This is a genomic window from Agrobacterium sp. YIC 4121, assembly GCF_002008205.1.
Taxonomy (GTDB): Bacteria; Pseudomonadota; Alphaproteobacteria; order Rhizobiales; family Rhizobiaceae; genus Agrobacterium; species Agrobacterium leguminum.
In genome coordinates this window covers 195,463-220,596 of record NZ_MRDI01000001.1, presented here as the reverse complement: position 1 = coordinate 220,596, position 25,134 = coordinate 195,463, and the positions used below count along the sequence as shown (strand labels likewise).

Annotated in this window: 20 protein-coding genes; 14 read left to right on the top strand and 6 right to left on the bottom strand. The window is 61.6% G+C overall.

The window, feature by feature from the left end; genetic code table 11:
• Positions 1–160 precede the first annotated feature (160 nt).
• Together groL and groES are read right to left on the bottom strand one after the other, a co-directional pair.
• Positions 161–1,795, bottom strand: coding sequence for a chaperonin GroEL (groL, locus tag BTE54_RS01165; protein ID WP_063947704.1), 1,635 nt, complete (start codon positions 1,793–1,795; stop codon positions 161–163).
• Positions 1,796–1,869: 74 nt separating this feature from the next.
• Positions 1,870–2,166: a co-chaperone GroES gene (groES, locus tag BTE54_RS01160; protein WP_004440196.1), complete on the bottom strand. Its 297-nt coding sequence runs from the start codon at positions 2,164–2,166 to the stop codon at positions 1,870–1,872.
• Positions 2,167–2,534: 368 nt separating this feature from the next.
• Here groES and BTE54_RS01150 point away from each other — a divergent pair, with 368 nt between their 5' ends.
• From BTE54_RS01150 to BTE54_RS01135, 4 genes are all read left to right on the top strand, one after another.
• On the top strand, positions 2,535–3,383 hold the full coding sequence (locus tag BTE54_RS01150; protein WP_078051202.1) for a TIGR01459 family HAD-type hydrolase: 849 nt from the start codon (positions 2,535–2,537) through the stop codon (positions 3,381–3,383).
• A 48-nt stretch (positions 3,384–3,431) separates the two neighbouring features.
• Positions 3,432–4,412, top strand: a complete 981-nt coding sequence (locus BTE54_RS01145; protein ID WP_078051201.1) for a bifunctional riboflavin kinase/FAD synthetase — start codon at positions 3,432–3,434, stop codon at positions 4,410–4,412.
• Positions 4,413–4,692: 280 nt separating this feature from the next.
• Entirely contained in the window at positions 4,693–7,596 is a 2,904-nt protein-coding gene (ileS, locus tag BTE54_RS01140) for an isoleucine--tRNA ligase (RefSeq protein WP_078051200.1), read from the top strand.
• 142 nt (positions 7,597–7,738) lie between these two features.
• Positions 7,739–8,383: a hypothetical protein gene (locus tag BTE54_RS01135; RefSeq protein ID WP_198939045.1), complete on the top strand. Its 645-nt coding sequence runs from the start codon at positions 7,739–7,741 to the stop codon at positions 8,381–8,383.
• A 50-nt stretch (positions 8,384–8,433) separates the two neighbouring features.
• Here BTE54_RS01135 and BTE54_RS01130 read toward each other — a convergent pair whose 3' ends face one another.
• Complete coding sequence (locus tag BTE54_RS01130; protein WP_078051199.1) at positions 8,434–8,892, bottom strand: nucleoside deaminase; 459 nt, start codon at positions 8,890–8,892, stop codon at positions 8,434–8,436.
• A 71-nt stretch (positions 8,893–8,963) separates the two neighbouring features.
• Between BTE54_RS01130 and BTE54_RS01125 the strand changes: the two genes are divergently transcribed.
• The 3 genes from BTE54_RS01125 (at position 8,964) to BTE54_RS01115 (ending at position 12,557) form a co-directional block, all read left to right on the top strand.
• Positions 8,964–10,904 carry a pseudouridine synthase gene (locus tag BTE54_RS01125; RefSeq protein ID WP_078051198.1) on the top strand — a complete coding sequence of 647 codons (1,941 nt, stop codon included), beginning with the start codon at positions 8,964–8,966 and terminating at the stop codon, positions 10,902–10,904.
• Positions 10,885–11,442 carry a 16S rRNA (guanine(966)-N(2))-methyltransferase RsmD gene (gene rsmD / locus BTE54_RS01120; protein WP_035259743.1) on the top strand — a complete coding sequence of 186 codons (558 nt, stop codon included), beginning with the start codon at positions 10,885–10,887 and terminating at the stop codon, positions 11,440–11,442. The genes BTE54_RS01125 and rsmD overlap by 20 nt, the downstream gene beginning before the upstream one ends.
• Positions 11,443–11,630: 188 nt before the next feature.
• The gene (locus BTE54_RS01115; protein WP_065654361.1) at positions 11,631–12,557 is read left to right on the top strand and encodes a patatin-like phospholipase family protein; all 927 of its coding nucleotides are present in this window, start codon (positions 11,631–11,633) and stop codon (positions 12,555–12,557) included.
• 175 nt (positions 12,558–12,732) lie between these two features.
• Here BTE54_RS01115 and BTE54_RS01110 read toward each other — a convergent pair whose 3' ends face one another.
• Positions 12,733–14,562 carry a monovalent cation:proton antiporter-2 (CPA2) family protein gene (locus BTE54_RS01110; protein WP_078051197.1) on the bottom strand — a complete coding sequence of 610 codons (1,830 nt, stop codon included), beginning with the start codon at positions 14,560–14,562 and terminating at the stop codon, positions 12,733–12,735.
• A 116-nt stretch (positions 14,563–14,678) separates the two neighbouring features.
• Between BTE54_RS01110 and BTE54_RS01105 the strand changes: the two genes are divergently transcribed.
• From BTE54_RS01105 to lpxK, 6 genes are all read left to right on the top strand, one after another.
• On the top strand, positions 14,679–16,025 hold the full coding sequence (locus BTE54_RS01105; RefSeq protein WP_003522934.1) for a TldD/PmbA family protein: 1,347 nt from the start codon (positions 14,679–14,681) through the stop codon (positions 16,023–16,025).
• A gap of 93 nt (positions 16,026–16,118) precedes the next feature.
• Positions 16,119–16,925, top strand: a complete 807-nt coding sequence (locus BTE54_RS01100; protein ID WP_078051196.1) for a 3'(2'),5'-bisphosphate nucleotidase CysQ — start codon at positions 16,119–16,121, stop codon at positions 16,923–16,925.
• Positions 16,926–16,986: 61 nt separating this feature from the next.
• Complete coding sequence (locus BTE54_RS01095; RefSeq protein ID WP_003494094.1) at positions 16,987–17,226, top strand: DUF4170 domain-containing protein; 240 nt, start codon at positions 16,987–16,989, stop codon at positions 17,224–17,226.
• Positions 17,227–17,442: 216 nt separating this feature from the next.
• Entirely contained in the window at positions 17,443–18,765 is a 1,323-nt protein-coding gene (waaA, locus tag BTE54_RS01090; protein WP_003521024.1) for a lipid IV(A) 3-deoxy-D-manno-octulosonic acid transferase, read from the top strand.
• Positions 18,759–19,496: an HAD family hydrolase gene (locus BTE54_RS01085; RefSeq protein ID WP_065654358.1), complete on the top strand. Its 738-nt coding sequence runs from the start codon at positions 18,759–18,761 to the stop codon at positions 19,494–19,496. Before waaA ends, BTE54_RS01085 begins: the two co-directional genes overlap by 7 nt.
• A gap of 149 nt (positions 19,497–19,645) precedes the next feature.
• On the top strand, positions 19,646–20,692 hold the full coding sequence (gene lpxK / locus BTE54_RS01080; RefSeq protein WP_078051195.1) for a tetraacyldisaccharide 4'-kinase: 1,047 nt from the start codon (positions 19,646–19,648) through the stop codon (positions 20,690–20,692).
• 193 nt (positions 20,693–20,885) lie between these two features.
• Here lpxK and BTE54_RS01070 read toward each other — a convergent pair whose 3' ends face one another.
• On the bottom strand, positions 20,886–21,107 hold the full coding sequence (locus BTE54_RS01070) for a DUF2093 domain-containing protein (RefSeq protein ID WP_003521027.1): 222 nt from the start codon (positions 21,105–21,107) through the stop codon (positions 20,886–20,888).
• Positions 21,108–21,246: 139 nt separating this feature from the next.
• On the bottom strand, positions 21,247–23,079 hold the full coding sequence (gene mutL / locus BTE54_RS01065) for a DNA mismatch repair endonuclease MutL (RefSeq protein ID WP_078051490.1): 1,833 nt from the start codon (positions 23,077–23,079) through the stop codon (positions 21,247–21,249).
• Positions 23,080–23,488: 409 nt separating this feature from the next.
• On the opposite strand from mutL, the gene BTE54_RS01060 reads away from it, so the two are divergent.
• Positions 23,489–25,108, top strand: a complete 1,620-nt coding sequence (locus tag BTE54_RS01060; protein ID WP_198939063.1) for a response regulator — start codon at positions 23,489–23,491, stop codon at positions 25,106–25,108.
• Positions 25,109–25,134: the final 26 nt, after the last annotated feature.

The window sequence follows — 25,134 nt, the reverse complement described above, 5'->3', positions numbered from 1 at the left end:
GTCCGGAGACCGCCCTTTCTTAATCCGGTGACAGGGCTGATTAGAAGTCCATGCCGCCCGTCGGGCGCGCTTGCGACGCCGGACCACTTAAAGGGCATGGGCGGCAACGAAAAAAGGGCGATCCGGAGACCGCCCTTTCTTAATCCGGTGACAGGACTGATTAGAAGTCCATGCCGCCCATGCCGCCGCCCGGCATTGCCGGCATCGGAGCGTCCTTCTTCGGAAGCTCGGCGATCATGGCTTCGGTGGTGATCAGCAGCGAAGCAACCGAAGCTGCGTTCTGCAGAGCCGTACGAACAACCTTGACCGGGTCGACGATGCCGAGCTGGATCAGGTCGCCATATTCGCCGGTCTGGGCGTTGTAGCCGTAGTTGTCTTCGTTCTTCTCGAGGATCTTGCCGACAACGATGGAAGCTTCGTCACCTGCGTTGTCTGCAATCTGGCGAACCAGAGCCTGCAGGGCGCGGCGGATGATGTTGATACCGGCTTCCTGGTCGTCGTTTTCACCCTTTGCGGTGATCTTCGTGGACGAACGCAGCAGGGCAACGCCGCCGCCCGGTACGATGCCTTCCTGAACGGCCGCGCGCGTCGCGTTGAGAGCGTCGTCGATGCGGTCCTTCTTTTCCTTCACTTCAACTTCCGTCGAACCGCCGACGCGGATAACGGCAACGCCGCCAGCGAGCTTGGCAAGACGTTCCTGCAGCTTTTCGCGGTCGTAGTCGGAGGTGGTTTCTTCGATCTGGGCCTTGATCTGGGCAACACGACCTTCGATGTCGGACTTCTGGCCGGCGCCGTCAACGATCGTGGTGTTTTCCTTGGAGATCGAAACCTTCTTCGACTTGCCGAGCATGTCGAGGGTAACGTTTTCGAGCTTGATGCCGAGGTCTTCGGAAATGACGGTACCACCGGTCAGGATGGCGATGTCTTCCAGCATGGCCTTGCGGCGGTCGCCGAAACCAGGAGCCTTGACAGCAGCGATCTTGAGGCCGCCACGCAGCTTGTTGACGACGAGCGTTGCAAGAGCTTCGCCTTCGACGTCTTCAGCGATGATGACGAGCGGCTTGCCGGTCTGAACGACGGCTTCGAGAACCGGCAGCATGGCCTGAAGGTTCGAGAGCTTCTTTTCGTGCAGAAGGATGTATGCGTCTTCGAGGTCCGCAACCATCTTTTCCGGGTTGGTCACGAAGTAGGGCGACAGGTAGCCGCGGTCGAACTGCATGCCTTCGACGACTTCGAGTTCGGTTTCAGCGGTCTTGGCTTCTTCAACGGTGATGACGCCTTCGTTGCCGACCTTCTGCATTGCTTCAGCAATGTCGAGACCGATCTGACGCTCGCCGTTTGCAGAGATCGTGCCAACCTGCGCAACTTCTTCAGACGTGTTGATCTTCTTGGCCTTGGCCTGAAGGTCCTTGACGACTTCAGCAACGGCCAGATCGATACCGCGCTTCAGGTCCATCGGGTTCATGCCGGCAGCAACTGCCTTGGAACCTTCGCGAACGATGGCCTGGGCCAGAACGGTCGCGGTGGTGGTGCCGTCACCGGCGATGTCGTTGGTCTTGGAGGCAACTTCGCGAACGAGCTGTGCGCCCATGTTCTCGAACTTGTCTTCCAGTTCGATTTCCTTGGCGACGGAAACGCCGTCCTTGGTGATGCGCGGAGCGCCGAAGGACTTGTCGATGACGACGTTACGACCCTTCGGGCCGAGGGTTACCTTCACTGCATCAGCAAGAACGTCGACGCCCTTGAGCATCTTTTCGCGTGCTGTGCGGCCGAATTTTACTTCTTTGGCTGCCATTTTCAAAACTCCTGGTTTCGAATGGCCGGACCGGGTCCGGCTTGAAATTTAAGGAAACGATGGGTCGACTGAAATCAGCCGATGATGCCCATGATGTCGGCTTCCTTCATGATCAGAAGGTCTTCGCCGTTGAGCTTGACTTCGGTGCCCGACCACTTGCCGAACAGAACGCGATCGCCAACCTTGACGTCGAGAGCGACGACCTTGCCGGCCTCGTCACGTGCGCCGGAACCGACGGCGACGATTTCGCCTTCCTGCGGCTTTTCCTTGGCGGTGTCGGGAATGATGATGCCGCCCTTGGTCTTTTCTTCGGACTCAACGCGACGAACGACGACGCGATCGTGAAGCGGGCGGAAATTGGTGCTTGTCATTGTCTAATCCCTCGATCAAATGACTGCGCGAGCTTTTGGAACTCGCCTGATGGGTGTTAGCACTCTCCTTTATCGAGTGCCAGCGGAACCGAGATAAGGAGGGCTTCTGCCGGAGTCAAGAACGCCCTGTCTGAAAAATTTCATGGCTTATGGTTATCAGCGTTCCATGACAGAAATTTCCCATGCGCGGACGAGCGCGGCGACGTCGTTCTTTTTGCCCGTTGCGGCCGCATCGCATCTAAGGGGCATTTGTGTTCATGCTGCGTCAGGCGGGCCAAAGACCGGTCTGGCGGCGCTTTTTTCCTTGCCATCGGCGTCCCGCTTTGCGATGTGACGCTCACCCTCTTCTCGCATCCGGAAAGCATCTCATGGCCCATCGCATTCTCACTCTCGGCGAAATTACGGCTGGGTTCGACGTTATTCTTTCGGATGTCTGGGGCGTGCTGCACAATGGCGTCAGCGCTTTTCCGGATGCGGCAGTTGCGCTGCGGGAAGCGCGCGAGGCCGGCAAGACGGTGGTGCTCATCACCAATTCGCCGCGCCCCGCTCCCGGCGTCATCGCCCAGCTTCGCGTTCTCGGCGTGCCGGATGAGGCCTATGACCGCATCATCACCTCCGGTGACGTCACCCGCGGCCTGATTGCGGAAGGCCCGAAAAAAGTATTCCTGCTCGGCCCGGAGCGGGATCTGCCGTTGCTGGACGGTCTCGATGTCGAGCGTGTCAGCGAGGCGGAAGCGCAGTCCGTGGTCTGCACCGGCTTTTTCGATGACGAGACGGAAACGCCCGAGGATTATACCGAAATGCTCAAGGGCTTCATTGCCCGCAACGTGCCGATGATCTGCGCCAATCCCGATCTGGTGGTGGAGCGCGGCGAGCGCATCATTCCCTGCGCCGGCGCCATGGCCGCTTACTACGAACAGCTCGGCGGCGAGGTCCGCATTGCTGGCAAGCCGCATGCGCCGATCTATGAAGCCTGCCTTGCGGCGGCCAAAGAAGTGCGCGGCGCTTTCGCCAAGGATCGCGTGCTTGCCATCGGCGACGGCATGCCAACGGATGTGAAGGGCGCGATTGCGAGCGGTCTCAACCTTCTTTATATCAGCGGCGGCATTCACGCCGCCGAATATACGCTGAACGGCCAGACGGACGAGGCGCTTCTCAACGCCTATCTCAAGGGGCAGGGTGCTGCTCCCGGCTGGTGGATGCCCCGTCTCGCCTGAGGACATCTCGCCTCAAGGAATAGCTGGCGCAGGAATGGATCGATTGCCATGACCGTCTTTCACCGCAATGAAAAAAAGGAGCCGCTGCCGGAAGCTCTTCGCGGCGGCGTCATCGCCATCGGCAATTTCGACGGCGTGCATCGCGGCCACCGGGCTGTGCTGGATCGTGCCCTGGAACTGGCGGACGCCCGTGGCGTTCCCGCGCTGGTGCTGACCTTCGAGCCGCATCCCCGTTCCGTCTTCCGTCCCGATACGCCGGTTTTTCGTCTCACGCCCGCGCCCCTCAAGGCGCGCATCCTTGAGGCCATCGGTTTCCGCTCCGTCATCGAATATCCCTTCGACCGGGAATTTTCGCAGCGCTCGGCGGAAGAATTCGTCCAGTCCATTCTGGTCGATTGGCTCCACGCCAGCGCTGTCGTCACCGGCTTCGATTTCCATTTCGGCAAGGGCCGCGAAGGCGGCCCGGCATTTCTGATGGAGGCCGGCAAACGCCATGGCTTCGACGTGACGCTGGTGGATGCCTTCCGCGACGAGGGTGCGGATGTCGTCTCTTCCAGCCGGATTCGCTCGCTTCTATGCGAAGGCGATGTGGCGGGCGCCGCAGGCCTGCTCGGTTATCGCTTCACGGTGGAAAGCGAAGTCATCGGCGGCCAGAAGCTCGGCCGCACGCTGGGTTATCCCACCGCCAATATGGCGCTGGCGCCGGAAACGGAACTGAAAGCGGGCATCTATGCCGTGCGGTTCCGCCGCCCGGACGGTTCGATCCGCGATGGCGTGGCGAGCTTCGGTTATCGCCCGACCGTCACTGAAAACGGCGCGGCGCTGCTTGAAACATTCGTCTTCGATTTTTCCGGCGATCTCTATGGCGAGGTCTGTTCGGTCTCGTTCTTCGGGCACCTGCGCGACGAGCTGAAATTCGACGGTCTCGATCCGCTCGTCGCCCAGATCAGGCGCGATGAAGAAGAGGCGAGGGCGATGTTATCGGGCGTGCGTCCGCTCAGCGAACTGGACGCCAGGATCGCGTTCTGACCGGGTAAGGCCGGTCAGCCTCTGTTCCAGCCGATATTGCCGTCGCTTTTCTCTTCCTTTTTGCCGGAAAACCGCATAAACAACCGGCAATGTCCCAATACCGGTTGATGTTCAAAACTCAGATTGGCCGAATTATTGGCCCGGCCTTCCGCCCGCTCTGACGAGCCGGAAGGTCCGGGATTTTGGCGCTTGTCATGACTTTGGTCATGGCGCTTTCCGTATTTGCCCTCTTTGAAATTGAGACGGCGCGACCGACACGGCGCGCAACAACGGTACGATTATGAGCGACACCGCAGAAAAACTGGATTACTCCTCCACCCTCTATCTGCCGCAGACGGATTTTCCGATGCGCGCCGGCCTGCCGCAGAAGGAACCGGAAACGGTGAAACGCTGGCAGGAAATGGGCCTCTACAAACGCCTGCGCGCCTCCGCCGCCGGCCGCGAAAAATTCGTGCTGCATGACGGCCCGCCCTACGCCAACGGCAATATCCACATCGGCCATGCGCTCAATAAAATCCTGAAGGACGTCATCACCCGCTCGTTCCAGATGCGCGGTTACGACGCCAATTACGTGCCGGGCTGGGATTGCCACGGTCTGCCGATCGAATGGAAGATCGAGGAAGCCTATCGCGCCAAAGGCAAGAACAAGGACGAAGTTCCGGTCAACGAATTCCGCCAGGAGTGCCGTGAGTTTGCGGCCGGCTGGATCAAGGTCCAGTCCGAGGAGTTCAAACGCCTCGGCATCGAGGGGGATTTTGAAAACCCCTATACGACGATGAACTTCCACGCCGAAGCGCGCATCGCCGGCGAATTGCTGAAGATTGCCAAGAGCGGCCAGCTCTACCGCGGTTCCAAGCCGATCATGTGGTCGGTCGTGGAGCGCACGGCGCTGGCGGAAGCGGAAGTCGAATATCATGACGTCGAGAGCGACACGATCTGGGTGAAGTTCCCGGTCGTTGAAGGTTCTGCGGAGCTCAATGGCGCTTCCATCGTCATCTGGACGACCACGCCGTGGACGATCCCCGGCAACCGCGCCGTCTCGTTTTCGTCACGCATCGCCTATGGCCTTTATGAGGTCACGGCGGCTGCGAATAATTTCGGGCCGCAGCCGGGTGAAAAACTCGTCTTCGCAGACAAGCTGGCAGCGGAATGCTTTGCCAAGGCAAAGCTCGAATTTACACGCCTGCGCGACGTGAAGGCGGAAGAGCTCGCGGCTGTCAGCTGCGCCCACCCGCTGGCATCGCTGGGTTACACCTTCCCTGTTCCGGTGCTCGATGGCGATCACGTCACCGACGATGCCGGTACCGGCTTTGTGCATACTGCTCCAGGCCATGGTCGCGAAGACTTTGACGCGTGGATGGCGCAGGCGCGCGATCTGGAAGCGCGCGGCATCTCCTCCAAGATCCCCTTCACGGTCGGCGATGACGGTTTCTACACCGAAGACGCCCCCGGTTTCGGCCCGTCGGCCGAAGGCGGTGCTGCTCGTGTCATGGATGATAACGGCAAGAAGGGCGATGCCAATGACCGCGTCATCAAGGCGCTGATCGCGGAAAACAACCTGTTTGCCCGCGGCCGCCTGAAGCACAGCTACCCGCATAGCTGGCGCTCCAAGAAGCCGGTCATCTTCCGCAACACGCCGCAATGGTTCGTCTATATGGACAAGGAACTGGGCGACGGCACGACCCTGCGCTCGCGTTCGCTTTCCGCCATCGACCAGACGCGTTTCGTTCCGGCCTCCGGCCAGAACCGTCTGCGCGCCATGATCGAAGGCCGCCCGGACTGGGTCTTGTCGCGCCAGCGCAGCTGGGGCGTGCCGATCGCCGTCTTCGCCGACGACAAGGGCGAGGTTCTGGTCGACGAGGCGGTCAATGCCCGCATCCTCGAGGCTTTCGAGGCCGAAGGTGCGGACGCCTGGTTCGCCGAAGGCGCCAAGGAACGCTTCCTCGGCAATGATCACGACCACGCCAAGTGGCAGCAGGTCATGGACATCCTCGACGTCTGGTTCGACAGCGGCTGCACCCACACCTTCACGCTGGAAGACCGCCCAGACTTGAAGTGGCCGGCGGATGTCTATCTCGAAGGCTCCGACCAGCATCGCGGCTGGTTCCATTCGTCGCTGCTTGAAAGCTGCGCGACGCGCGGCCGTGCGCCTTACAATGCCGTTGTCACCCACGGTTTCACCATGGACGAGCAGGGCCGCAAGCAGTCGAAGTCGCTCGGCAACGTGGTCGCCCCGCAGGAAGTCATGAGCCAGTCGGGTGCCGACATCCTGCGCCTGTGGGTGATGACCACGGATTACTGGGAAGACCAGCGCCTCGGCAAGGCCATCATCCAGACCAATGTCGATGCCTATCGCAAGCTGCGCAACACCATCCGCTGGATGCTCGGCACGCTCGCCCATTTTGAGGGCGAGGAGATCGCCTATGACGATCTGCCGGAGCTGGAAAAGCTGGTGCTGCACCGCCTGTCCGAACTGGATGGCGTTGTCCGTGAAGGTTATGACGGCTTCGAGTTCAAGAAGATCGCCCGCGCGCTGATCGACTTTGCCAATGTCGAGCTTTCGGCCTTCTATTTTGACGTCCGCAAGGACACGCTGTATTGCGACGCGCCGTCGTCGCTGAAGCGCCGCGCGGCCCTGTCGGTCATTGCCAAGCTGTTCGATTGCCTGGTGACGTGGCTTGCCCCCATGCTGCCCTTCACCACGGAAGAAGCGTGGCTGTCGCGTTACCCGGATGCGGAGTCGGTGCATCTCGCCCAGTTCCCGGAAATCCCGGCAAACTGGAAGAACGATGCGCTGGAAGCGAAGTGGGAGAAAATCCGCAAGGTCCGTACCGTCGTGACGGGCGCGCTTGAAGTCGAGCGCCGTGAAAAGCGCATCGGCTCCTCGCTGGAGGCGGCACCTGTCGTCCACATCGCCGACGCCGATCTGCTGGCCGCGCTGAAGGATCAGGACTTCGCCGAAATCTGCATCACCTCGGCCATCACGGTTGTGGGTGACGAAGGCCCTGCCGATGGCTTCCGCCTGCCGGAAGTGCCGAAGGTTGTGGTCGAGCAGAAGCTCGCGGAAGGTGAAAAATGCGCGCGTTCGTGGCGCATCACCACCGATGTCGGGTCCGATCCGGATTATCCTGACGTTTCTGCCCGCGATGCAGCGGCCCTGCGTGAGCTTGCCGCACTCTCGTAACGAAAATGACCGGATGAATTGCGCTTTGCCTCTTCATCCGGTACACCTGCCTGAAAATGGCCGGATTTGCACGGCAATGCGGGCTGCCGCCTGCCGAAAGACGATGTCTGGCGAAGTGGGACGGACGGCTGGAAGGGTTTCAATGAAGACGATGCAGGGTAATGCGCAGGGTTTGGGCATGTTTCGCACGGTTGTTGGCATCACGACGATAGGCGTGTTGCTCGGCGCGTGCACGAGCCCGACCTACGGCACGGGCAAGACGGCGGCGGAACAGCTTGTCGACGATCTTGGCAACGCGACCTCGATCACCGGCAGTGACCAGGAAAAGCGCAACCTGAAATACAGCCCCCGCCCGGGCCTCGTCGTTCCTGCTCAGGCCCGTGCCGAACAGTTGGCCACGCCGCAGCAGAACATGGCAAGCCGCGAAAACAATCCGCAATGGGTCGAATCGCCGGAAGAAACCCGCGAACGCCTGCGCGAAGAGGCGGATGCCAACAAGAACAACCCGCATTATCGCTCGCCGCTGCTTGCAGGCAACGGCACCGCCGGCCAGATGACCGAAACCCAGAAATGGGAAGCCTTCCGCAAGGCCAAGGCCGAAGCCCAGGGCGGCTCCGTCGTCAACGCCCAGCGCAGGTTCCTCACCGATCCGCCGGCTGAATACCGCAGCGTTCCGCAGGATCAGCTGACCGATCTCGGCGAACCGGAGCTGAAGAAGGAAAAGCGCCGCAAGAAAGAAGCGGCCGTGGCAAATACCGGCAAGAGCTGGTGGAACCCCTTCCAGTAATAACGAATGGCTGATGGCCTGCGGGAAAGCTTGCGTCTCCCGCCGGCCGCTCAATCGTCGAGGCGTTTCTCGCGAAAAAATTGCCGCAGGATTTCCGCACTTTCGCTTTCCGCCAGTCCCGAATAGACATCCGGCGCATGGTGGCATGTCGGCTGGCTGAAGAAACGCACGCCACTCTCCACTGCGCCGCCCTTCGGGTCTCGCGCGCCGTAATAGAGCCGGCGGATACGGGCAAATGAAATTGCCGCCGCACACATGGTGCAGGGCTCCAGTGTCACGTAGAGATCGGCGCCGGGCAGGCGTTCCTGCTCCAGCGCTTCGCAGGCCATGCGGATCACGGCGATTTCGGCGTGAGCCGTCACATCTTTCAATTCACGGGTGCGGTTGCCGGAACGGGCGATGACGCGGCCGTCCATAACCAGTACCGCGCCTATCGGAACCTCCTGCCGCTTAGCCGCGGCACGGGCTTCCGAAAGCGCCAGCTCCATGAAATGCGTCCTTTCGGCCATTGCGTTTCAATTTCCTCTTAACCCTTGTGCTTGGACCTGATAGGACAGCCCAAACAACAGGCAAACAGCAAATGACTTTTAAAGACAAGCCGAAGCGTGACGGCGGCAAGACATTTAGCCGCGACAGGAAGCCGAAAGGCCCCGGCAAGCCCGCCCCAGAGCGCGAAAAGAAACCGACCGAGGCAAAGGCCGCCCCGGTGCCGGAAACCGTTGGCGCTTCCAAGCCCGAGCGCATTTCCAAGATCATGGCGCGCGCCGGTGTGGCCTCGCGCCGCGATGTCGAGCGCATGATCATGGAAGGCCGCGTGTCGCTGAACGGCGTCAAGCTGGATACGCCGGTGGTGAACGCCACACTCTCCGACAAGATCGAAGTCGACGGCATGCCGATTCGCGGCGCCGAGCGCACGCGCCTGTGGCTTTACCACAAGCCCGCCGGTCTGGTGACGACCAACTCCGACCCGGAAGGCCGCCCGACCGTTTTCGACAATCTGCCCGGTGAACTGCCGCGCGTTCTGTCCATCGGCCGTCTCGATATCAATACCGAAGGCCTGCTGCTGCTCACCAACGATGGCGGACTTTCCCGCGTGCTGGAACTGCCGACCACCGGCTGGCTGCGCCGCTACCGCGTGCGCGCCCATGGCGAGGTCGATCAGGCCGCGCTCGACAAGCTGAAGGAAGGCATTGCCGTCGACGGCGTGCTCTACGGCGCAATCGACGCCACGCTCGACCGTACCCAGGGCCACAATGTCTGGATCAGCATGGGCCTGCGTGAAGGCAAGAACCGCGAAATCAAGAACGTGCTCGGCGCGCTCGGTCTCGAGGTCAACCGGCTGATCCGCGTTTCCTACGGTCCGTTCCAGCTCGGCGATCTCGCTGAAGGCAAGGTGCTGGAAGTGCGCGGCCGGATGCTGCGCGACCAGCTCGGCCCGCGTCTGATCGAACAGGCTGGCGCCAATTTCGACGCGCCGATCTACAATGCGCCCGTTGAGGATGAAGAAGACGACGCGCCGAAGCGGCCCGTGAAATCCGAATGGGCAAAGAGCGATGCGCCGGAAGGCAAGCCGCGCTTCGAAAAGAGCGGCAAGTCCGAGGATCGTCGTGAAAAGGCGCTCGGCCGTCTCGACACCAAGCGCGGCGACAAGCCGGCCGGCAAGTTCGGCTCGAAGCCCGCCGGGAAATTTGGCGCCAAGGGCCGCAGCGAGGATGAAGGCGACGACCGCCGCCCACGCCAGGCCGCCGGCACGAGCCGCACGGCCAATGTCTGGATGGCGCCCGGTGCAAGGCCCACCCGTGACGGCAAGGAGCGCAAGTCTTCCGCCCGCGCGGAAGCCGAAAACCTCTTCAAGAAGCCTTCCGCCCAGGACGAAGCGCGGCGCAATGTCGTGCGGCATGCGGATGCCGAGGGCGAGTGGATCCGTTCGGATTCCCCCCGCGAAGAAGAAGGTGGCCGCGGACGCGGCGACCGTCCGCGTGGCGAAAAGAGCTTTGGTGATCGTGGTGGGCGCGGCGGAAAGCCGTTCGGCGACCGGCCATTCCGCGACAGGCCGCGTGAAGAGGGTGATCGTCCGCGCGGTGAAAAGAGCTTCGGCGACCGCCCGGCACGCGGCGGCAAACCTTTCGGCGACCGGCCGTTCCGTGACAAGCCGCGCGAAGAGGGTGATCGCCCGCGCAGCGACCGCCCACGTGGCGAGAAGAGTTTTGGTGATCGCACCGCTCGCGGTGAAAAACCTTTCGGTGACCGTCCGTTCCGCGACAGACCCCGTGAAGACGGTGACCGCCCACGCGGCGAGCGCCCGGCGGGCGAAAAGCCCCGTGGCGGCAAGCCGGCCGGTAAATCCGGATTCGGCAAGCCATCTTTCGGAAAGTCGGGCGAGCGTGGCGAACGTTCGGGTTTCTCAGGCAAGAGCAAAGGCCCCGGTGGTCCCGGCGGCGGCAAGCCGGGCGGCAAAGGCCCGGGTGGCAAACCTTCTGGAGGCAGGGGAATGACACGTAATGCGGATCGTAGGCGGTGAGTTCCGCGGCCGGAGTTTGGCCGCGCCGAAATCGAATTCCATTCGTCCGACCATCGACAGGACGCGGGAAAGCCTCTTCAATATTCTGAGCCATGCCTATCCGGAAAGTCTGGATGGCACGCGCGTTCTGGATGTTTTTGCCGGAACCGGTGCGGTCGGTCTGGAGGCGCTTTCGCGCGGCTGTCGCGTGGCGCTCTTCGTCGAAAACGGCGTCGAGGGCAGGGGGCTGCTCTGGGAAAATATCGATGCGCTGGGTCTGCATGGCCGCGCCCGTATCCTGCGGCGTGACGCCACCAAGCTCGGCGGCGTCAACAATATCGAACCCTTCGATCTTCTCTTCGCCGATCCGCCCTATGGCTATGGCCATGGCGAGAAGGCTTTCGCGGCCGCCCATGGCGGCGGCTGGCTGAACCCCGGCGCGCTCGCCATCCTCGAAGAGCGCGGCGATGTGACGGTCAAGGTCGATCCGGTTTTCAAACCGCTCGAAAGCCGCATCTTCGGCGATACGAAAATGCATTTCTACCGTTACGAGCCCTAAAGCATTTCCAGGAAAAGCGGAGCCCGGTTTTCCGTCCGGAAATGTGACATAACAAAGAGTTAGAGTGTTTTCGCGATTCGAAGAAAAGCGAGAACGCTCTAACAGGAACACCTTCCCGTCACGCCACGGTCTTGTCTTGTTTGCGCAATAGGCAGAGTCTTTGCCGTGGAAAGAATTTGGGTATTCGCATGGAGCAGGGTGTAAACGAGAGCATAACGATCGTCCGCGCCGGGGAAGAGGTTCTCGAAGGTGACGGTGCGGGCGGCCATGAGCCGACCTTTGGACTGGCGCTCGGCGGCGGCGGCGCACGCGGCATCTGCCACATCAACGTCATCGAGGCGCTGGACGAACTCGGCATCCGGCCCGTGGCGATTTCCGGTTCGTCCATCGGCTCCATCATCGGCGCTGGCATGGCGGCCGGCATGACCGGCCGGGAAATCCGTGAATACACACTTGAACTGATGGGACGAAAAGGCTCGGTCGCCAACCGGCTCTGGAGCCTCGGCCCGGCATCGATGCGCCATGCGGTGGACGGTTTTCGCCTCGGGCAGTTCAACCTCGAACTCATCCTGCACGCCCTGATGCCGCAGGCTCTGCCGAAGGATTTTTCCGAGCTTGCCATTCCGCTTAAAGTGATAGCCACGGATTATTACGCCCAGACCGAAGTGGTGGTGGAACGCGGCGAGATCATCCAGGCGCTGGCCGCATCTGCCGCCATTCCCGCATTGTTCATGCCGGTGCGTATCGATGGCCGCATCATGATCGACGGCGGCATTTTTAATCCGGTGCCCTATGAGCATCTGCTCGATCACGCCGATATCGTCATCGGCGTTGATGTCGTCGGTGGCCCGGAAGGTGATGGAACCACCATGCCGAACCGGCTGGACAGCCTGTTCGGCGCCAGCCAGCTGATGATGCAGGCGGCGATTGCCCTGAAACTGAGGCTACGCCCGCCGCATATTTTCCTGCGCCCGCCCGTGCACCGTTTCGGTGTGCTGGATTTCCTGAAGTCCGAAGAGGTGCTGAACGCATCGGCTGGCATCAAGGACGATCTGAAACGGCAGATCGACATGCAGGTGGAACTGTTTCACCGCGGGCAGGGTGTGGAGGCGTGACGAGTGAGGCGAGTTTTCTTCTCCCCGAGGGGGAGAAGGTGGCCCGAAGGGCCGGATGAGGGGGTACCCTCTCCGAATATCGCTACTCTTGCCCCCTCATCCCGCTGCCGCGGACTTCTCCCCGGCGGGGAGAAGAAACAAGCGCGGCGCTCCCAGTCACTAAGTTGAACTCAATTCACAGCGAAACTTCCGTCTCGCTGTCCTCCGCATCCTCTTCTTCTTCCCACTTTTCCGCCTTGGTCTTCGGCTTCATCAGCGGTTCGGGCTTCACCTCGCGCACCGGCTTGTTGTGCAGCATCTGCCGGCCGGCGGCGAGGCCTTCCACGGCCTGTAGCTGCAATCGCTCCTCGTCCCGTTCGCGAATGTCGTCGGAGATGGCGAGCGCCCTTTCGCCATCCATATCCAGCCCCTCCAGAATGCGCCTGCCGAACAGCAGACCGGATTCCAGCGTCTCGCGGATTTCATATTCCACGCCCTTTTTCCTGAGATCGATGGAATGAATGCGATCATAGGAGCGTGCATAGATGCGCACGCTTGGAAATTCCGACTGGATCATGTCAATGATACGGTCGGTGACTTCCTTCTTGTGCGTGCAGACCGCCACCAGGTCGGCCCGCTCGATGCCGGCGGCGATCAGCACGTCCTTGCGGGTGCCATCGCCGAAAAAGATGCGGAAGCCGAAACGGGCGGCCTGACGCACGCGGTCGGCCGAGCTGTCGATGACAGTCACGTCGCGCCCGCCGGCGAGAAGGATCTGCGAGGCGATCTGGCCGAAGCGGGAAAAGCCGATCATCAGCACATCCGCGCCCGCCCCGTCGAAATCCTCTTCCAGCTTGTCCTCTTCCGCATCCTCCGCCGTCAGCCGGCGTGAAATCACCGCCAGAAGGGGCGTCAGCGCCATGGAAAGCGTGACGACGGCAACGAGGATCGAGGCCGTCGCCTGCGGAAACAGCCCGGAGGCGGCAGCGGTGGTGAAGAGCACGAAGCCGAATTCGCCGCCCTGCGCCAGAAGCAGCGCGATGCGGCTCGATGCATAACGCGACGAGCCGGCGATGCGGCAAAGGCCATAGATCAGTGCCGCCTTCGCCGCCATCATCGCCGGCACGGCGATCAGGATGAGCAGAATATGCTCATAGACGATATGGATATGCAGCGACATGCCGACAGCCATGAAGAACAGCGCCAGAAACAGGCCGCGAAACGGCTCGATATCGGCCTCCAGCTCGTGCCGGTAAGAGGATTCAGACAGCATCAGCCCCGCCAGCAGCGCGCCCATGCCCATCGACAAACCCACCGCCTCCATGATGGCGGCGGCGCCGATGACGACGAAGAGGGCGGCGGCGATCATCACCTCCCGCGCGCCGGTGCGGGCGATGATCTGGAACATCGGCGTCAGCAGATACCGCCCGGCCAGCACCATGCCGGCCACCGCGACGACGGAGGCGATGAGATCGGACACCATCGAATCCGTCGGCACATCCGGCCGGTTGGAAAGAATGGTGACGAGGGCAAGAAGCGGCACGATGGCGAGGTCCTGAAACAGCAGGATCGAAAAGGAGCGGTTGCCGTGCCGCGTATTCATGTCGCCGTCATCGGCAAGGATTTGCAGCGCAAAGGCGGTGGAGGAAAGCGCAAGGCCGAAACCTGCGACGAGGCTGCCGCGCCAGTCGATCAGCCCTGCCCACCAGGCAATGGCCGCCAGCACGCTGCCTGTCACCAGCACCTGCGCCATCCCAAGCCCTAAGATATCGCGCCGCATCTGCCAGATGCGCGACGGCTTCAGTTCGAGACCGATGATGAAGAGCAGGAAAACCACGCCCAGTTCCGAGACATTGAAGATGTCCTTCGCATCCGTGACCAGATGCAGGAACGGCCCGATGATGATGCCCGCCACCAGATAACCGAGCACGGTGCCGAGCCCGAGCTTGCGGAAAACCGAGGCCGCGATGACCGCGCCGGCCAGAAGCAGCAGGGGTTCGGAAAAGAGAGCGTCGTGCTCGGTCATGCGGGCGGACTTTCGAATAGGGTGGCGACAATACCGTCCGAATGGAGAAAGCGGCGTTTCGCCCTTGATGCGGGGTTGTTGGCACAATAAATGGAACAGGAATGAAAGGCCAACTCATGTCCTCAGAAATAGATTCTTCCAAACTTCTCGATCGCGCCAGCCAGCTTGTCGATCTTGCCCGCGCCGCCGGTGCGGATGAGGCGGATGCCGTTGTCGTCCGCTCCCGCTCGCAATCGGTCGGCGTGCGGCTCGGCAAGGTGGAAAGCACCGAATCCTCCGAAAGCGACGATTTTTCCCTGCGTGTCTTCGTTGGCCGCCGGGTGGCAAGCGTTTCGGCCAATCCGGGCTTCGACCTGAAGACCTTGGCGGAACGGGCCGTCGCGATGGCGAAGGTTTCGCCGGAAGACCCGTTTGCCTGCCTCGCGGACAAGGAACGGCTGGCCACTTCCTATGACGATCTTCAGCTTTTCGATGCGACGGAAGTGTCGGCCGATCAGCTGCGTGAGGCAGCCCTTGCCTCTGAAGAGGCAGCACTTGCGGTCAAGGGCGTCAGCAATTCCTCCGGCGCCGGCGCATCGAGCGGCATGGGCGGCCTCGTGCTTGCCACCTCGCACGGTTTTTCCGGCAGCTATATGGGCAGCCGCTTTAGTCGTTCCGTCAGCGTCATCGCCGGCGAAGGCACGAAGATGGAGCGCGACTACGATTTCGACAGCCGCCTTTATTATGCCGATCTGGATGCCGCCGAAGAAATCGGCCGCCGCGCCGGGGAAAAAGTCGTGCGCCGTGTCGGCCCGCGCCAGGTCGATACCGGCAGCAACATCACCGTGGTTTTCGATCCGCGCATCGCCCGCGGTTTTGTCGGTGCGATTGCCGGCGCCATCAACGGCGCGTCGGTTGCCCGCAAGACCAGCTTCCTGCGCGATAAGATGGGGCAGCAGGTTCTGAAAAAGGGCCTTTATCTCACCGACGATCCGCAGATCGTGCGCGGCCCGTCCTCGCGTCCCTTCGATGGCGAGGGCGTGCGCGGCGAGAAGATGACGATGATTGAGGACGGTGTTCTCAAGCACTGGTTCCTGTCCACCTCGGCGGCGCGGGAACTCGGCCTTGAAACCAACGGTCGCGGCGTGCGCGGCGGCACGGCGGTTTCGCCGGCCTCCACCAATCTGGCGCTGGAGCCGGGCGATCTCTCGCCGGAGGACCTGCTGCGACAGGTCGGAACCGGCTTTTACGTCACCGAGCTGATCGGCCACGGCGCCAATATGATCACGGGTGAATATAGCTGCGGGGCGAGCGGTTTCTGGATCGAGAATGGTGAAAAGACCTTTGCGGTTTCCGAGGTCACCATCGCCTCGAACCTGAAGGACATGTTCATGCGGGTCACGCCGGCTAATGACATCGACCGTAAATACGGCGTCGCTGCCCCGACGCTCGCCATTGAAGGCATGACGATAGCGGGCAAGTGAGACGGCCCGCGGGTTGTTTTCGCCGGCACTTTGTGTGCAAGTGCGAGAAGAAAAACGGGCGCGCCGTGTGAGGCGCGCGGAAAAGACGGCAAAATGAACGATATGGCTGAGGCCCGCTGGGCCTCCGATCTGAGGCTGGTGCTTGAAGCCGCCCGCAAGGCGGGCGAGACGGCCCTCGGTTTCTTCCGCAAGGATCCCGAGGTCTGGTGGAAGAATGGCGGGCTTTCGCCGGTCAGCGCGGCCGACTACGCCGCCAATGAAATCCTCGAAACCATCCTGCGCTCCGCCCGGCCGGAATACGGCTGGCTTTCCGAAGAGACGGATGACGATACGGACAGGCTTTCCCGTTCCACCGTCTTCGTTGTCGACCCCATCGATGGCACCCGCGCCTTCATCGGCGGCCGGGATACCTGGTGCGTCAGCGTTGCGGTGGTGCATGAGGGGCGGCCGGTGGTCGCGGCCCTTGTCGCTCCGGCGCTTGCCGAGGAGTTCACCGCATTGGAAGGCGGCGAAGCGCTGAAAAACGGGGCGTCCGTTTTTGCCGCGCGCCAAAATGCCGGCATCTTCCATCTGGCGGCGCCCGAAGACGTGATCACGCATCTGCCGGAAGAGGTGCGGGGTGGCGTCAAGCGCATTCCGCACGTACCCTCGCTCGCCTACCGGCTGGCCATGGTGGCGGATGGCCGCATCGACGGAACGCTGGTCAAGGCCAACTCGCACGAGTGGGATCTCGCCGCCGCCGACCTTATTCTGGAGAAGGCCGGCGGCCGGCTGGTCGGGCTGGATGGAAAACCTCTGATGTATAATCGCCGGCAGGTGAACCACCCCGCATTGTGCGCTGCAGCAGATTATGCGCTGCCTGCACTTTTGAAAGCGTTTTCACATCTGTCTGACAGTTGACGTTTGCCGGGAAATCCCGCAGATGAAGGCCTCTCTCAGAGTTTAAGAAAGAGACAAAGACATGACGGAATCTGGCAAACAGAAACAGCTGCTGCACCTCGTATTCGGCGGCGAACTGGAAAACCTTCAGGATGTTCAGTTCCGGGATTTGAACGCGCTCGATATCGTCGGTATCTATCCGGACTATGCTTCCGCGCTCACCGCATGGAAGTCCAAGGCGCAGATGACCGTCGATAACGCCCATATGCGTTATTTTATCGTGCATATGCACCGTCTTCTCAATCCGGACGACAAAATTTGAGTCCTTTTGCCCTTGCGTTGTAATACTATTGGGTGAAAGCGAGTTTTTCCGTGATTCCTGCGCGAGCGGCGCAGGCCGGGAATACCGCGGCGAGAAAATGTGATCGCGCTTTCGTTTCCGATGACAAAAAATGACGCAATTTGAGAAGAAGTAGGCGGCGATAACAACCAAAAACAGGGGAAGGGCATTGCGCGGAATGATCAAGGGCAGAATGTCATGAGCAGCCGTATCGCACGTTTCGCTCTTTCCGGTTACCGCATTGCCGGTATCGCCGCTTACCCGTTCGCGAAGCCCTATCTTTCCTATCGGGCGGCGAAGGGCAAGGAAGACAAGCGCCGTCGGCTTGAGCGTTTCGGTTATGCCAGCGCCGAGCGCCCGCGCGGGCCGCTGGTCTGGTTCCATGCCGCAAGCGTGGGTGAAACGCTGGCGCTTATTCCGCTGATCCGCGAAATCCGCAAGCGCGATATCTTCGTGCTTTTGACCACCGGAACCGTCACCTCGGCCGAACTGACCCGCACGCGGCTGGGCGACGATGTGATCCATCAATATGTGCCGCTCGATATCAAAATCGCGGTCAACCGTTTCCTGACCTACTGGGCACCGGATGCAGCCATCACTGCGGAATCGGAAATCTGGCCGGTGACGATGATGGAGCTGGAACGCCGGCACATTCCGCAGATCCGGGTCAATGCGCGCCTCTCCGACCGTTCCTTCGACCGCTGGAAAGCCCGGCATGACATTGCTGAATCGCTGTTTTCCAAGCTGGCGCTGGTGGTTGCGCAGTCCGATCTCGATGCCGAACGTTTCCGCGATCTCGGCTCCTGGCCGGTGGTGATTTCAGGCAACCTGAAGGGCGACACCGACCCGCCGCCATGCGACGAGGCGCTGCTGGAGAGCTATCGCAAGCAGGTCGGCAATCGCAAGACATGGGCCGCCATCTCCACTTTCGACGGCGAGGAGAAGGCGGCCGCCACCGTTCATGCGGCGATCAAGTCGCGCAATGGGCAACTGACCATCATCGTGCCGCGCCATCCCGAGCGTGGCGACGATGTCGAGGCGATGCTGAAGGGCATGAATCTTTCGGTCGCCCGCCGCAGCCGCAATGACGTGATTACGCCGGAAACCGATATTTTCCTCGGCGATTCCATCGGCGAAATGGGGCTTTATCTGCGCCTGACCGAGCTTGCCTTCGTCGGCCGCTCCTTGACTGCCGAGGGCGGGCAGAACCCGCTGGAACCGGCCATGCTCGGCTGCGCCGTGCTGTCTGGTGCACATGTGCAGAATTTCCGCGAGGCCTATCAGAAGCTGATCCGCGCCGGCGGCGGTCGTATCATCCGCGATGTGGAGATGCTGGCCAAGGCGGTGCATTATCTGCTGGTCAACGACAATGAGCGTTACAAGATGATCGATGCCGGCAACCGGGTCATTCAGGATATGCGCGGTGCGCTGTCCTCCACCGTCAAGGCGCTGGAACCCTATATCAATCCGCTCACCGTTTCCGCCAAGCTGCAACCGCGGAGCGCCATCGGTTCATGGTAGCGGATATCGAACTCAACGCGGCGCAATCGATCGCCGCAGTCCTTTTCGACAAGGACGGAACGCTTCTCGGTTATGACGCCAGCTGGGGTCCGGTGAACCGCGAGCTTGCGGCGATTGCCGCCAAGGGCGATCCCGCTCTTGCCGACCGGCTTCTTTCCGCCTGCGGCATGGACCCCGTTACCGGTCATGTGGTGCCGGACAGCCTTCTGGCCGCCGGCAACACCGCGGAAATCGCCGCCGGTCTGGTTGCCGCCGGCTCGCCCTGCGATGTCGGGGAGCTGACGGCGCGCCTCGACCGGTTGTTCACCGAGGCGGCGGATAAATCCGTGCCGGTGACCGATCTCAAGGCGTTTTTCGCAAGGCTGAAGGCCCGCGGCTACAAGCTCGGCATCGCCTCCAGCGACAATGAAAACTCCATCCGCCAGACGGCCATCCGCTTCGGTTTCGAAAACGACGTCGATTTTGTCGCGGGATATGACAGCGGTTACGGCACCAAGCCGCAGCCCGGCATGGTTCTCGGTTTCTGCGAGGCGATAGGCTTCCCGCCGGAGCGTGTGGCGGTGGTCGGCGACAATAATCACGATCTGCATATGGCGAAGAACGCCGGTGCCGGTTTGCGTATCGCCGTTTTGACCGGAACAGGCTCACGCGAAAGCCTTGGCGCAGATGCCGATTTTTGTTTCGATGACATCACGGCGCTTGAAGCGCTTTTGCCGGAACGGGCTCTCTGAGCCCGGTGGAATTTCCGCCGGGCCGGGTGCGGCTCCATCAAGCCCGTTTATTCCATTTTTGCAATTTACGGTTTTTTCTGGCAAACAACCTCCTGACATGTGACGGGCGAACGGAATGCCGTGGGCGACGCGGCCGGGAGCGGGAATAGATGGTTTCTGAAGCGCCGCCGTTCTGGTGGCAGAAAGCGGGCTGGCAGGCGTGGCTCCTGTCTCCTTTCTCGCTTCTTTACGGCAAGATCGCCGGCCGGCGGATGCGAACGGCGAAGAGGGCAAGCGTTGTCGTTCCGGTCATCTGCATCGGCAACTTCACCGTGGGCGGCGCCGGCAAGACGCCGACGGCGATGGCAATTGCGAGAGCCGCCGTTGCAAAGGGCCTGAAACCCGGATTTCTCAGCCGCGGTTACGGCGGCACGCTCGACGTCACCACCCTTGTCGATCCCGGACAGCACCGCTCGGCCGATGTCGGCGATGAGCCGCTGCTCCTGGCGCGGGAGGCGGTCACGGTCATTTCCCGCAAGCGCGTGGAAGGCGCACACCGGTTGGTGAAGGAAGGCGTTGATCTCATCATCATGGATGACGGCTTCCAGAGCGCACGCCTGACGCTGGATTATGCGCTCGTCGTCATCGATACGATGCGCGGCATCGGCAACGGCCATCTTGTGCCGGGCGGTCCGGTGAGGGCGCCGCTTGCCGAGCAGATGCGGCACATGACCGGGCTCCTGAAGGTCGGCAATGGCCATGCGGCCGATGCCCTGGTCCGGCAGGCGGCAAAGGCCGCCAAACCCGTCTTCGTGGCGGCGATCACGCCGCAGGAGCCGCAGGATTTCAGGGGAAGGCGCGTGCTGGCCTATGCGGGCATCGCCGACCCGGCCAAGTTCTATCGAACTGTCGAGGCGCTCGGCGGCGATATCGTGCTGCAGCGCTCTTTCCCGGATCATCACCATTTCAGCGACGACGAGATCGCCGATCTTCTGCAGGACGCCGATAAAGAGAACCTGCAACTGGTGACGACGGCCAAGGACGCGGTGCGGCTCAACGGCCACCACGGCCGGGCGGAAGAATTGCTGTGGAACAGCCTGGTGATCGAAATCGACATGGTGTTCGACGACCCCAACGCGGCCGCGACGATCATCGATACGGCGGTGAGGAACTGCCGTGCGCGTCTCCTGCGGGACAATGCGCGGACGTCGCTTTAGAGCACCGAAGAAGATAAACCGCCGTATACTCACTTCCCCTCATTCCTGTGCTTGTCACAGGAATCCAGTCGACGCGCGTCCGCGCGGCGGGGAGAGTTCTTTCAGTCCAAGGACTTGGGCTGGCTGGATCCCTGTGACAAGCACAGGGATGAGGGGAGGCACACGCGCCATACTCAATGCGCCGCTTCCCAACTCACGCCGGCAAATTGCCAGCCTTCTTTTCGGCTTCCAGCGAAGCCGCCGCATCCACATAGGCTTCCTGCCGCGCCACGCTCCAGTAGCGCAGCTCATCTACGGGGATTGTCTTGCCTGTCACGGCGCAGATGACGTGCGAGCCGGTCTGGACGATGCGGAAGTCACCGTCGAGATATTCGATGACGGCGAGGCGGTTGCCGCCTCCTTCAAATCTGTTCATCCGTTTTCGTCTCCTGCTCTGTCCCGTCAGGGCACCCAGTCCGAAACGGCGCAGCGTTTTCCTGAACAATTGGGTGTTCCAGTATCTCAAATTTATATAGCCCGGCGCGGCGCAAGGCCAGCTCCGCCTGCTTGCGGCGTCAGCTACGACCGAAGAGCCGTTCTATATCGGAAAGTTTCAGTTCGATATAGGTCGGACGGCCGTGATTGCACTGGCCGGAACCCGGCGTGTTTTCCATCTGCCGCAGAAGCGCGTTCATCTCCTCCGGCCGCATGCGCCGGCCGGAGCGCACGGAGCCATGGCAGGCCATGGTGGCTGCGACATATTCCAGCTTGTTGGCAAGCGTGGAAGCGGCGTCCCATTCGGCGATCTCGTCGGCAAGCTGGCGCACCAGTCCCTGTACATTGACCTCGCCCAGCATGGCGGGCGTTTCGCGAACGGCAACCGCGCCCGGCCCGAAACGCTCGATGACGAGGCCCAGCGCATCGAAACCGGCGGCATGATCCATCAGCCGGTCGCAATCCTCTTCCGGCAGGTCGACGATTTCAGGGATGAGCAGCACCTGCGAAGGCGGCCGCCTTGAATGCAGCGCATTGCGCATCTGTTCGAACACCAGCCGCTCATGCGCGGCATGCTGGTCGACGATGACGAGGCCGTTTTCCGTCTGCGCGATGATGTAGTTCTCGTGCAGCTGCGCCCGTGCCGCTCCAAGCGGATACACCACCGGCTCTGGTGAAGAGTTAGGGAAGGCCTCGTAAGCCTCGCGCGGTTCGGCCCGGGCCGTCGGCATGGTGATATCGGAAAAGCGCGATTGCACCGCTTCGGCAAATTGCATGTTTCCGGAAACGGCGAGCGGCCGTGACGGGGACGTGGCCGCGGACCATGGCGCGGGGGCCGCCATGGAAGGCGAGGGCCGGAGGCCGGACGGGCTGTAGCCGGGGCGGAAGGCGTTCATCATCTGGTTCGCACCCGTCGTTGCGGCCCTGTCGCCGTCACGGGTCAGCGCCTGCCGGATCGCGCCGACGATCAGCCCGCGAATGAGGCCTGGATCGCGAAAACGCACATCGGATTTTGCCGGGTGCACGTTCACGTCCACAAAGGCGGGATCGAGCGTGATGGACAACACCGCGACCGGATATCGCCCATGCGGCACGGTTTCGGCATAAGCGCCGCGAATGGCGGATAAAAGCAGCTTGTCCTGCACCGGGCGACCATTGACGAAGACATATTGATGCGCCGAGTTACCGCGATTGAAGGTCGGCACGCCGGCAAAACCGGTGAGCGTCACATCCTCGCGCCCGGCATCGATTTCGATGGCGTTGTCCTTGAACTCGGCACCGAGGATTTGCGCCATGCGGGCAAGATGGTCGTCACCGGTCGAAGGGATTTCGAGCGTCGAGCGGTCGGTGCCGGAAAGTACGAAACGGATATGCGGAAAGGCGATTGCCATCCGTTTGACGACCTCGGTGATGGCCGCCGCCTCCGCCCGTTCCGTCTTCAGGAATTTCAGCCGCGCCGGCGTGGCGAAGAACAGGTCGCGCACCTCGACGATTGTGCCGGCATTCGAGGCGGCGGGCCGCACATCGGACACCTTGCCGCCGGTGACGGAAATCACCGAACCCTGTTCCGCACCCTGTTGGCGGCTGGTAATCGTCAGCTTGGCGACCGAGCCGATGGAGGGAAGCGCCTCGCCGCGAAATCCGAGTGTGCGGATGTCATCAAGCGTATCGGAAATCTTCGAGGTACAGTGACGCCTAACCGCAAGCTCCAGATCGGCGGGCGACATGCCGCAGCCGTTGTCGGTGATCCGCACCAGCCCCTTGCCGCCGCCCGCCGTAGCGATCTCGATCCGGGTCGCGCCGGCGTCGATGGCGTTTTCCACCAGTTCCTTCGTGGCGCTGGAGGGTCTTTCGATGACCTCGCCGGCGGCGATCTGGTTGATGAGGGTTTCTGAAAGCTGCTTGATGGCCATGATCGTCATTTTCGCGGATTCGCCGTGGCTTCGAAAGCAAAAAACTCGAACTGCGGAAATTTGCACATGTTTTACGGCCTGTCCGGCATTCGATCATTTCCGTCAACTTGGCGTTAAGCGTTAATCCGCCTTTAATCGGCCTTGATTATGGTGAGGCGGCTTGAAATGACCGCAGGAACGGGGCCGCCTTCGCCGGGCGGTGTGTGACGTCGACTATGGGTGAGCGTCATCTTCCCCTCAAGACTGCTTCAAGTTGCAAACCCTGATGTCTCTTTTTCGGAATTTTTCGTTTCATCCCGGCATCAGCTCCGGACGATTCCACTAGAAACATAAGCCTGACCCCTGAAAAACAGGCGGGAGTTTGCAGTTGAGTGATTTGGCGTCCTCTGGCGCGGGCGTTCATACGGTGATGCTTGATGCCCTTTGCGACGCGCTTGGCGCGGCGATCGTCGTTTACGACCGGAACGATCACATTATTTTCGCAAGCCGGAAACTCTTGAGCTTTTTTCCGCTGGAAGAGGCCGTCGTTGGCCCGGGCGCACGGCTGCGCGACTACCTGAGCGCGCTTTACGATTGTTATCTGCTCGAGGCGGAAAGCCTCTCCGCCAATGCTCGCCCGCTCGGCCGGGAGGAATGGATCGGCGAGCGGCTGGCCCTGCACTGGAAGGAAAGATCGGAAAAAACCGAGCGGCTGAAGGGAGAACGCTTCCTGCGCTTCGTCATGAACCGCCTGCCGTCGGGCCTCGGCATCAGCGTGGTGGCGGATATTTCCGAACAGAAGAAGCGCGAAGAGCAATGGCGCATCGACCTCGAGCGCGTGCAGCTCATCGAGGATATTCTCGACAATCTGCCGTTTCCCGTCTTCGTCAAGGACCGGAACATGGCCTATGCCGCCGTCAACAAATCCGCCTGCGCCTTGGTCGAAACCAGCCCCGAGAGCATTCTCGGCCGCACCGTTTTCGATCTCCACTCGCGCAAGGTCGCCGGACGGATCGATATTGCCGATCGTATGGTGCTGGATAGCGGCACGCCGAGCGTCATACCCGAAAGGGTGCGGCGGCTGAACGGCGAAGAGGTGCTGACCATCACCCGCAAACAGCGTGTGGGCAGGCCCGGCCGATATTTCCTGGTGACGACGATGGAGGACGTGACCGCTCTCGCCACCATCGATGCCAACGGCATGCCCGTCATCCCCTCGCTCGAACATGTCCCTTTCGTCGCCTCCACTTACGGCAGGGATGAGGAAACGGATAAGCGCGGCGGGGTTTTAAAGAGCAAGGCGGTGCTGATCGTCTCTGAAAACGGACGCTTTGCGGAAGCCGCAGGTCGCCGGCTGACGGCTGGCGGCATGGACCATGCGGCGGTGACGAGCGAGGACGAGCAGCGCGCCTTCATCGATGTCGCGGCCTCCGCCGGTGTGAGCATCGATGTGGTCGTTGTCGACGCCCAGATGAGCGTCGCCTGCCTCGATATTGCCGCCGCGCATGATCTGCCCGTCGTCACCATCGAGGAAGAGGAAATAGACGCTTCGCTGCTGCATTATCTTGCGGCCGGGCTGCAATCGTCCCCGAAGGAGAAAACCGCTGACGAGGACTGGGAGATCATGACGGAGGACCTGCCTGAAATCCTCAAGACCGGCGGTGTCTGCGATATACTTCTCGTCGAGGATAACAGGGTCAACCAGATCGTCTTTTCGCAGATACTCGAGGGTCTCGGGCTTTCCTGGCGGCTTGCCACTTCGGGCGAGGAAGCCCTGCGTCTCTTTGCCGAACAGCCGCCTTCCGCCGTCCTGCTCGACACGACGCTGGGCGATATCGACGGCTTCGAGGTCGCGCGCCGCATGCGCAGCCTTTGCGGCGAAAAGCACATTCCCATCGTCGGTGTCATCACCCACGCTTTCGAGGGCGATCTCGATAAATGCCGGGCGTCCGGCATGGACGACATGCTGCTGAAGCCCGTCAGCCCGGATATGGTCGAGGCGGTTTTCCTGCGGCTTTTCGGCAAGGATGTCCTGCGGCTGCAGGCATGACGTAGCCTTTGTCAGGAGGCTATGGC

Bases quoted from the DNA above. Each gene is read 5' to 3' on its own strand.
- rsmD (WP_035259743.1), top strand. From the start codon at position 10,885: ATGCGGATCGTAGGCGGTGAGTTCCGCGGCCGGAGTTTGGCCGCGCCG.
- BTE54_RS01105 (WP_003522934.1), top strand. From the start codon at position 14,679: ATGTCCTCAGAAATAGATTCTTCCAAACTTCTCGATCGCGCCAGCCAG.
- lpxK (WP_078051195.1), top strand. From the start codon at position 19,646: ATGGTTTCTGAAGCGCCGCCGTTCTGGTGGCAGAAAGCGGGCTGGCAG.
- BTE54_RS01095 (WP_003494094.1), top strand. From the start codon at position 16,987: ATGACGGAATCTGGCAAACAGAAACAGCTGCTGCACCTCGTATTCGGC.
- BTE54_RS01110 (WP_078051197.1), bottom strand. From the start codon at position 14,562: ATGACCGAGCACGACGCTCTCTTTTCCGAACCCCTGCTGCTTCTGGCC.
- BTE54_RS01060 (WP_198939063.1), top strand. From the start codon at position 23,489: ATGCTTGATGCCCTTTGCGACGCGCTTGGCGCGGCGATCGTCGTTTAC.
- BTE54_RS01130 (WP_078051199.1), bottom strand. From the start codon at position 8,892: ATGGCCGAAAGGACGCATTTCATGGAGCTGGCGCTTTCGGAAGCCCGT.
- BTE54_RS01145 (WP_078051201.1), top strand. From the start codon at position 3,432: ATGACCGTCTTTCACCGCAATGAAAAAAAGGAGCCGCTGCCGGAAGCT.
- BTE54_RS01085 (WP_065654358.1), top strand. From the start codon at position 18,759: ATGGTAGCGGATATCGAACTCAACGCGGCGCAATCGATCGCCGCAGTC.
- mutL (WP_078051490.1), bottom strand. From the start codon at position 23,079: ATGGCCATCAAGCAGCTTTCAGAAACCCTCATCAACCAGATCGCCGCC.
- BTE54_RS01135 (WP_198939045.1), top strand. From the start codon at position 7,739: ATGAAGACGATGCAGGGTAATGCGCAGGGTTTGGGCATGTTTCGCACG.
- BTE54_RS01115 (WP_065654361.1), top strand. From the start codon at position 11,631: ATGGAGCAGGGTGTAAACGAGAGCATAACGATCGTCCGCGCCGGGGAA.
- BTE54_RS01150 (WP_078051202.1), top strand. From the start codon at position 2,535: ATGGCCCATCGCATTCTCACTCTCGGCGAAATTACGGCTGGGTTCGAC.
- BTE54_RS01125 (WP_078051198.1), top strand. From the start codon at position 8,964: ATGACTTTTAAAGACAAGCCGAAGCGTGACGGCGGCAAGACATTTAGC.
- waaA (WP_003521024.1), top strand. From the start codon at position 17,443: ATGAGCAGCCGTATCGCACGTTTCGCTCTTTCCGGTTACCGCATTGCC.
- BTE54_RS01070 (WP_003521027.1), bottom strand. From the start codon at position 21,107: ATGAACAGATTTGAAGGAGGCGGCAACCGCCTCGCCGTCATCGAATAT.
- groES (WP_004440196.1), bottom strand. From the start codon at position 2,166: ATGACAAGCACCAATTTCCGCCCGCTTCACGATCGCGTCGTCGTTCGT.
- BTE54_RS01100 (WP_078051196.1), top strand. From the start codon at position 16,119: ATGAACGATATGGCTGAGGCCCGCTGGGCCTCCGATCTGAGGCTGGTG.
- ileS (WP_078051200.1), top strand. From the start codon at position 4,693: ATGAGCGACACCGCAGAAAAACTGGATTACTCCTCCACCCTCTATCTG.
- groL (WP_063947704.1), bottom strand. From the start codon at position 1,795: ATGGCAGCCAAAGAAGTAAAATTCGGCCGCACAGCACGCGAAAAGATG.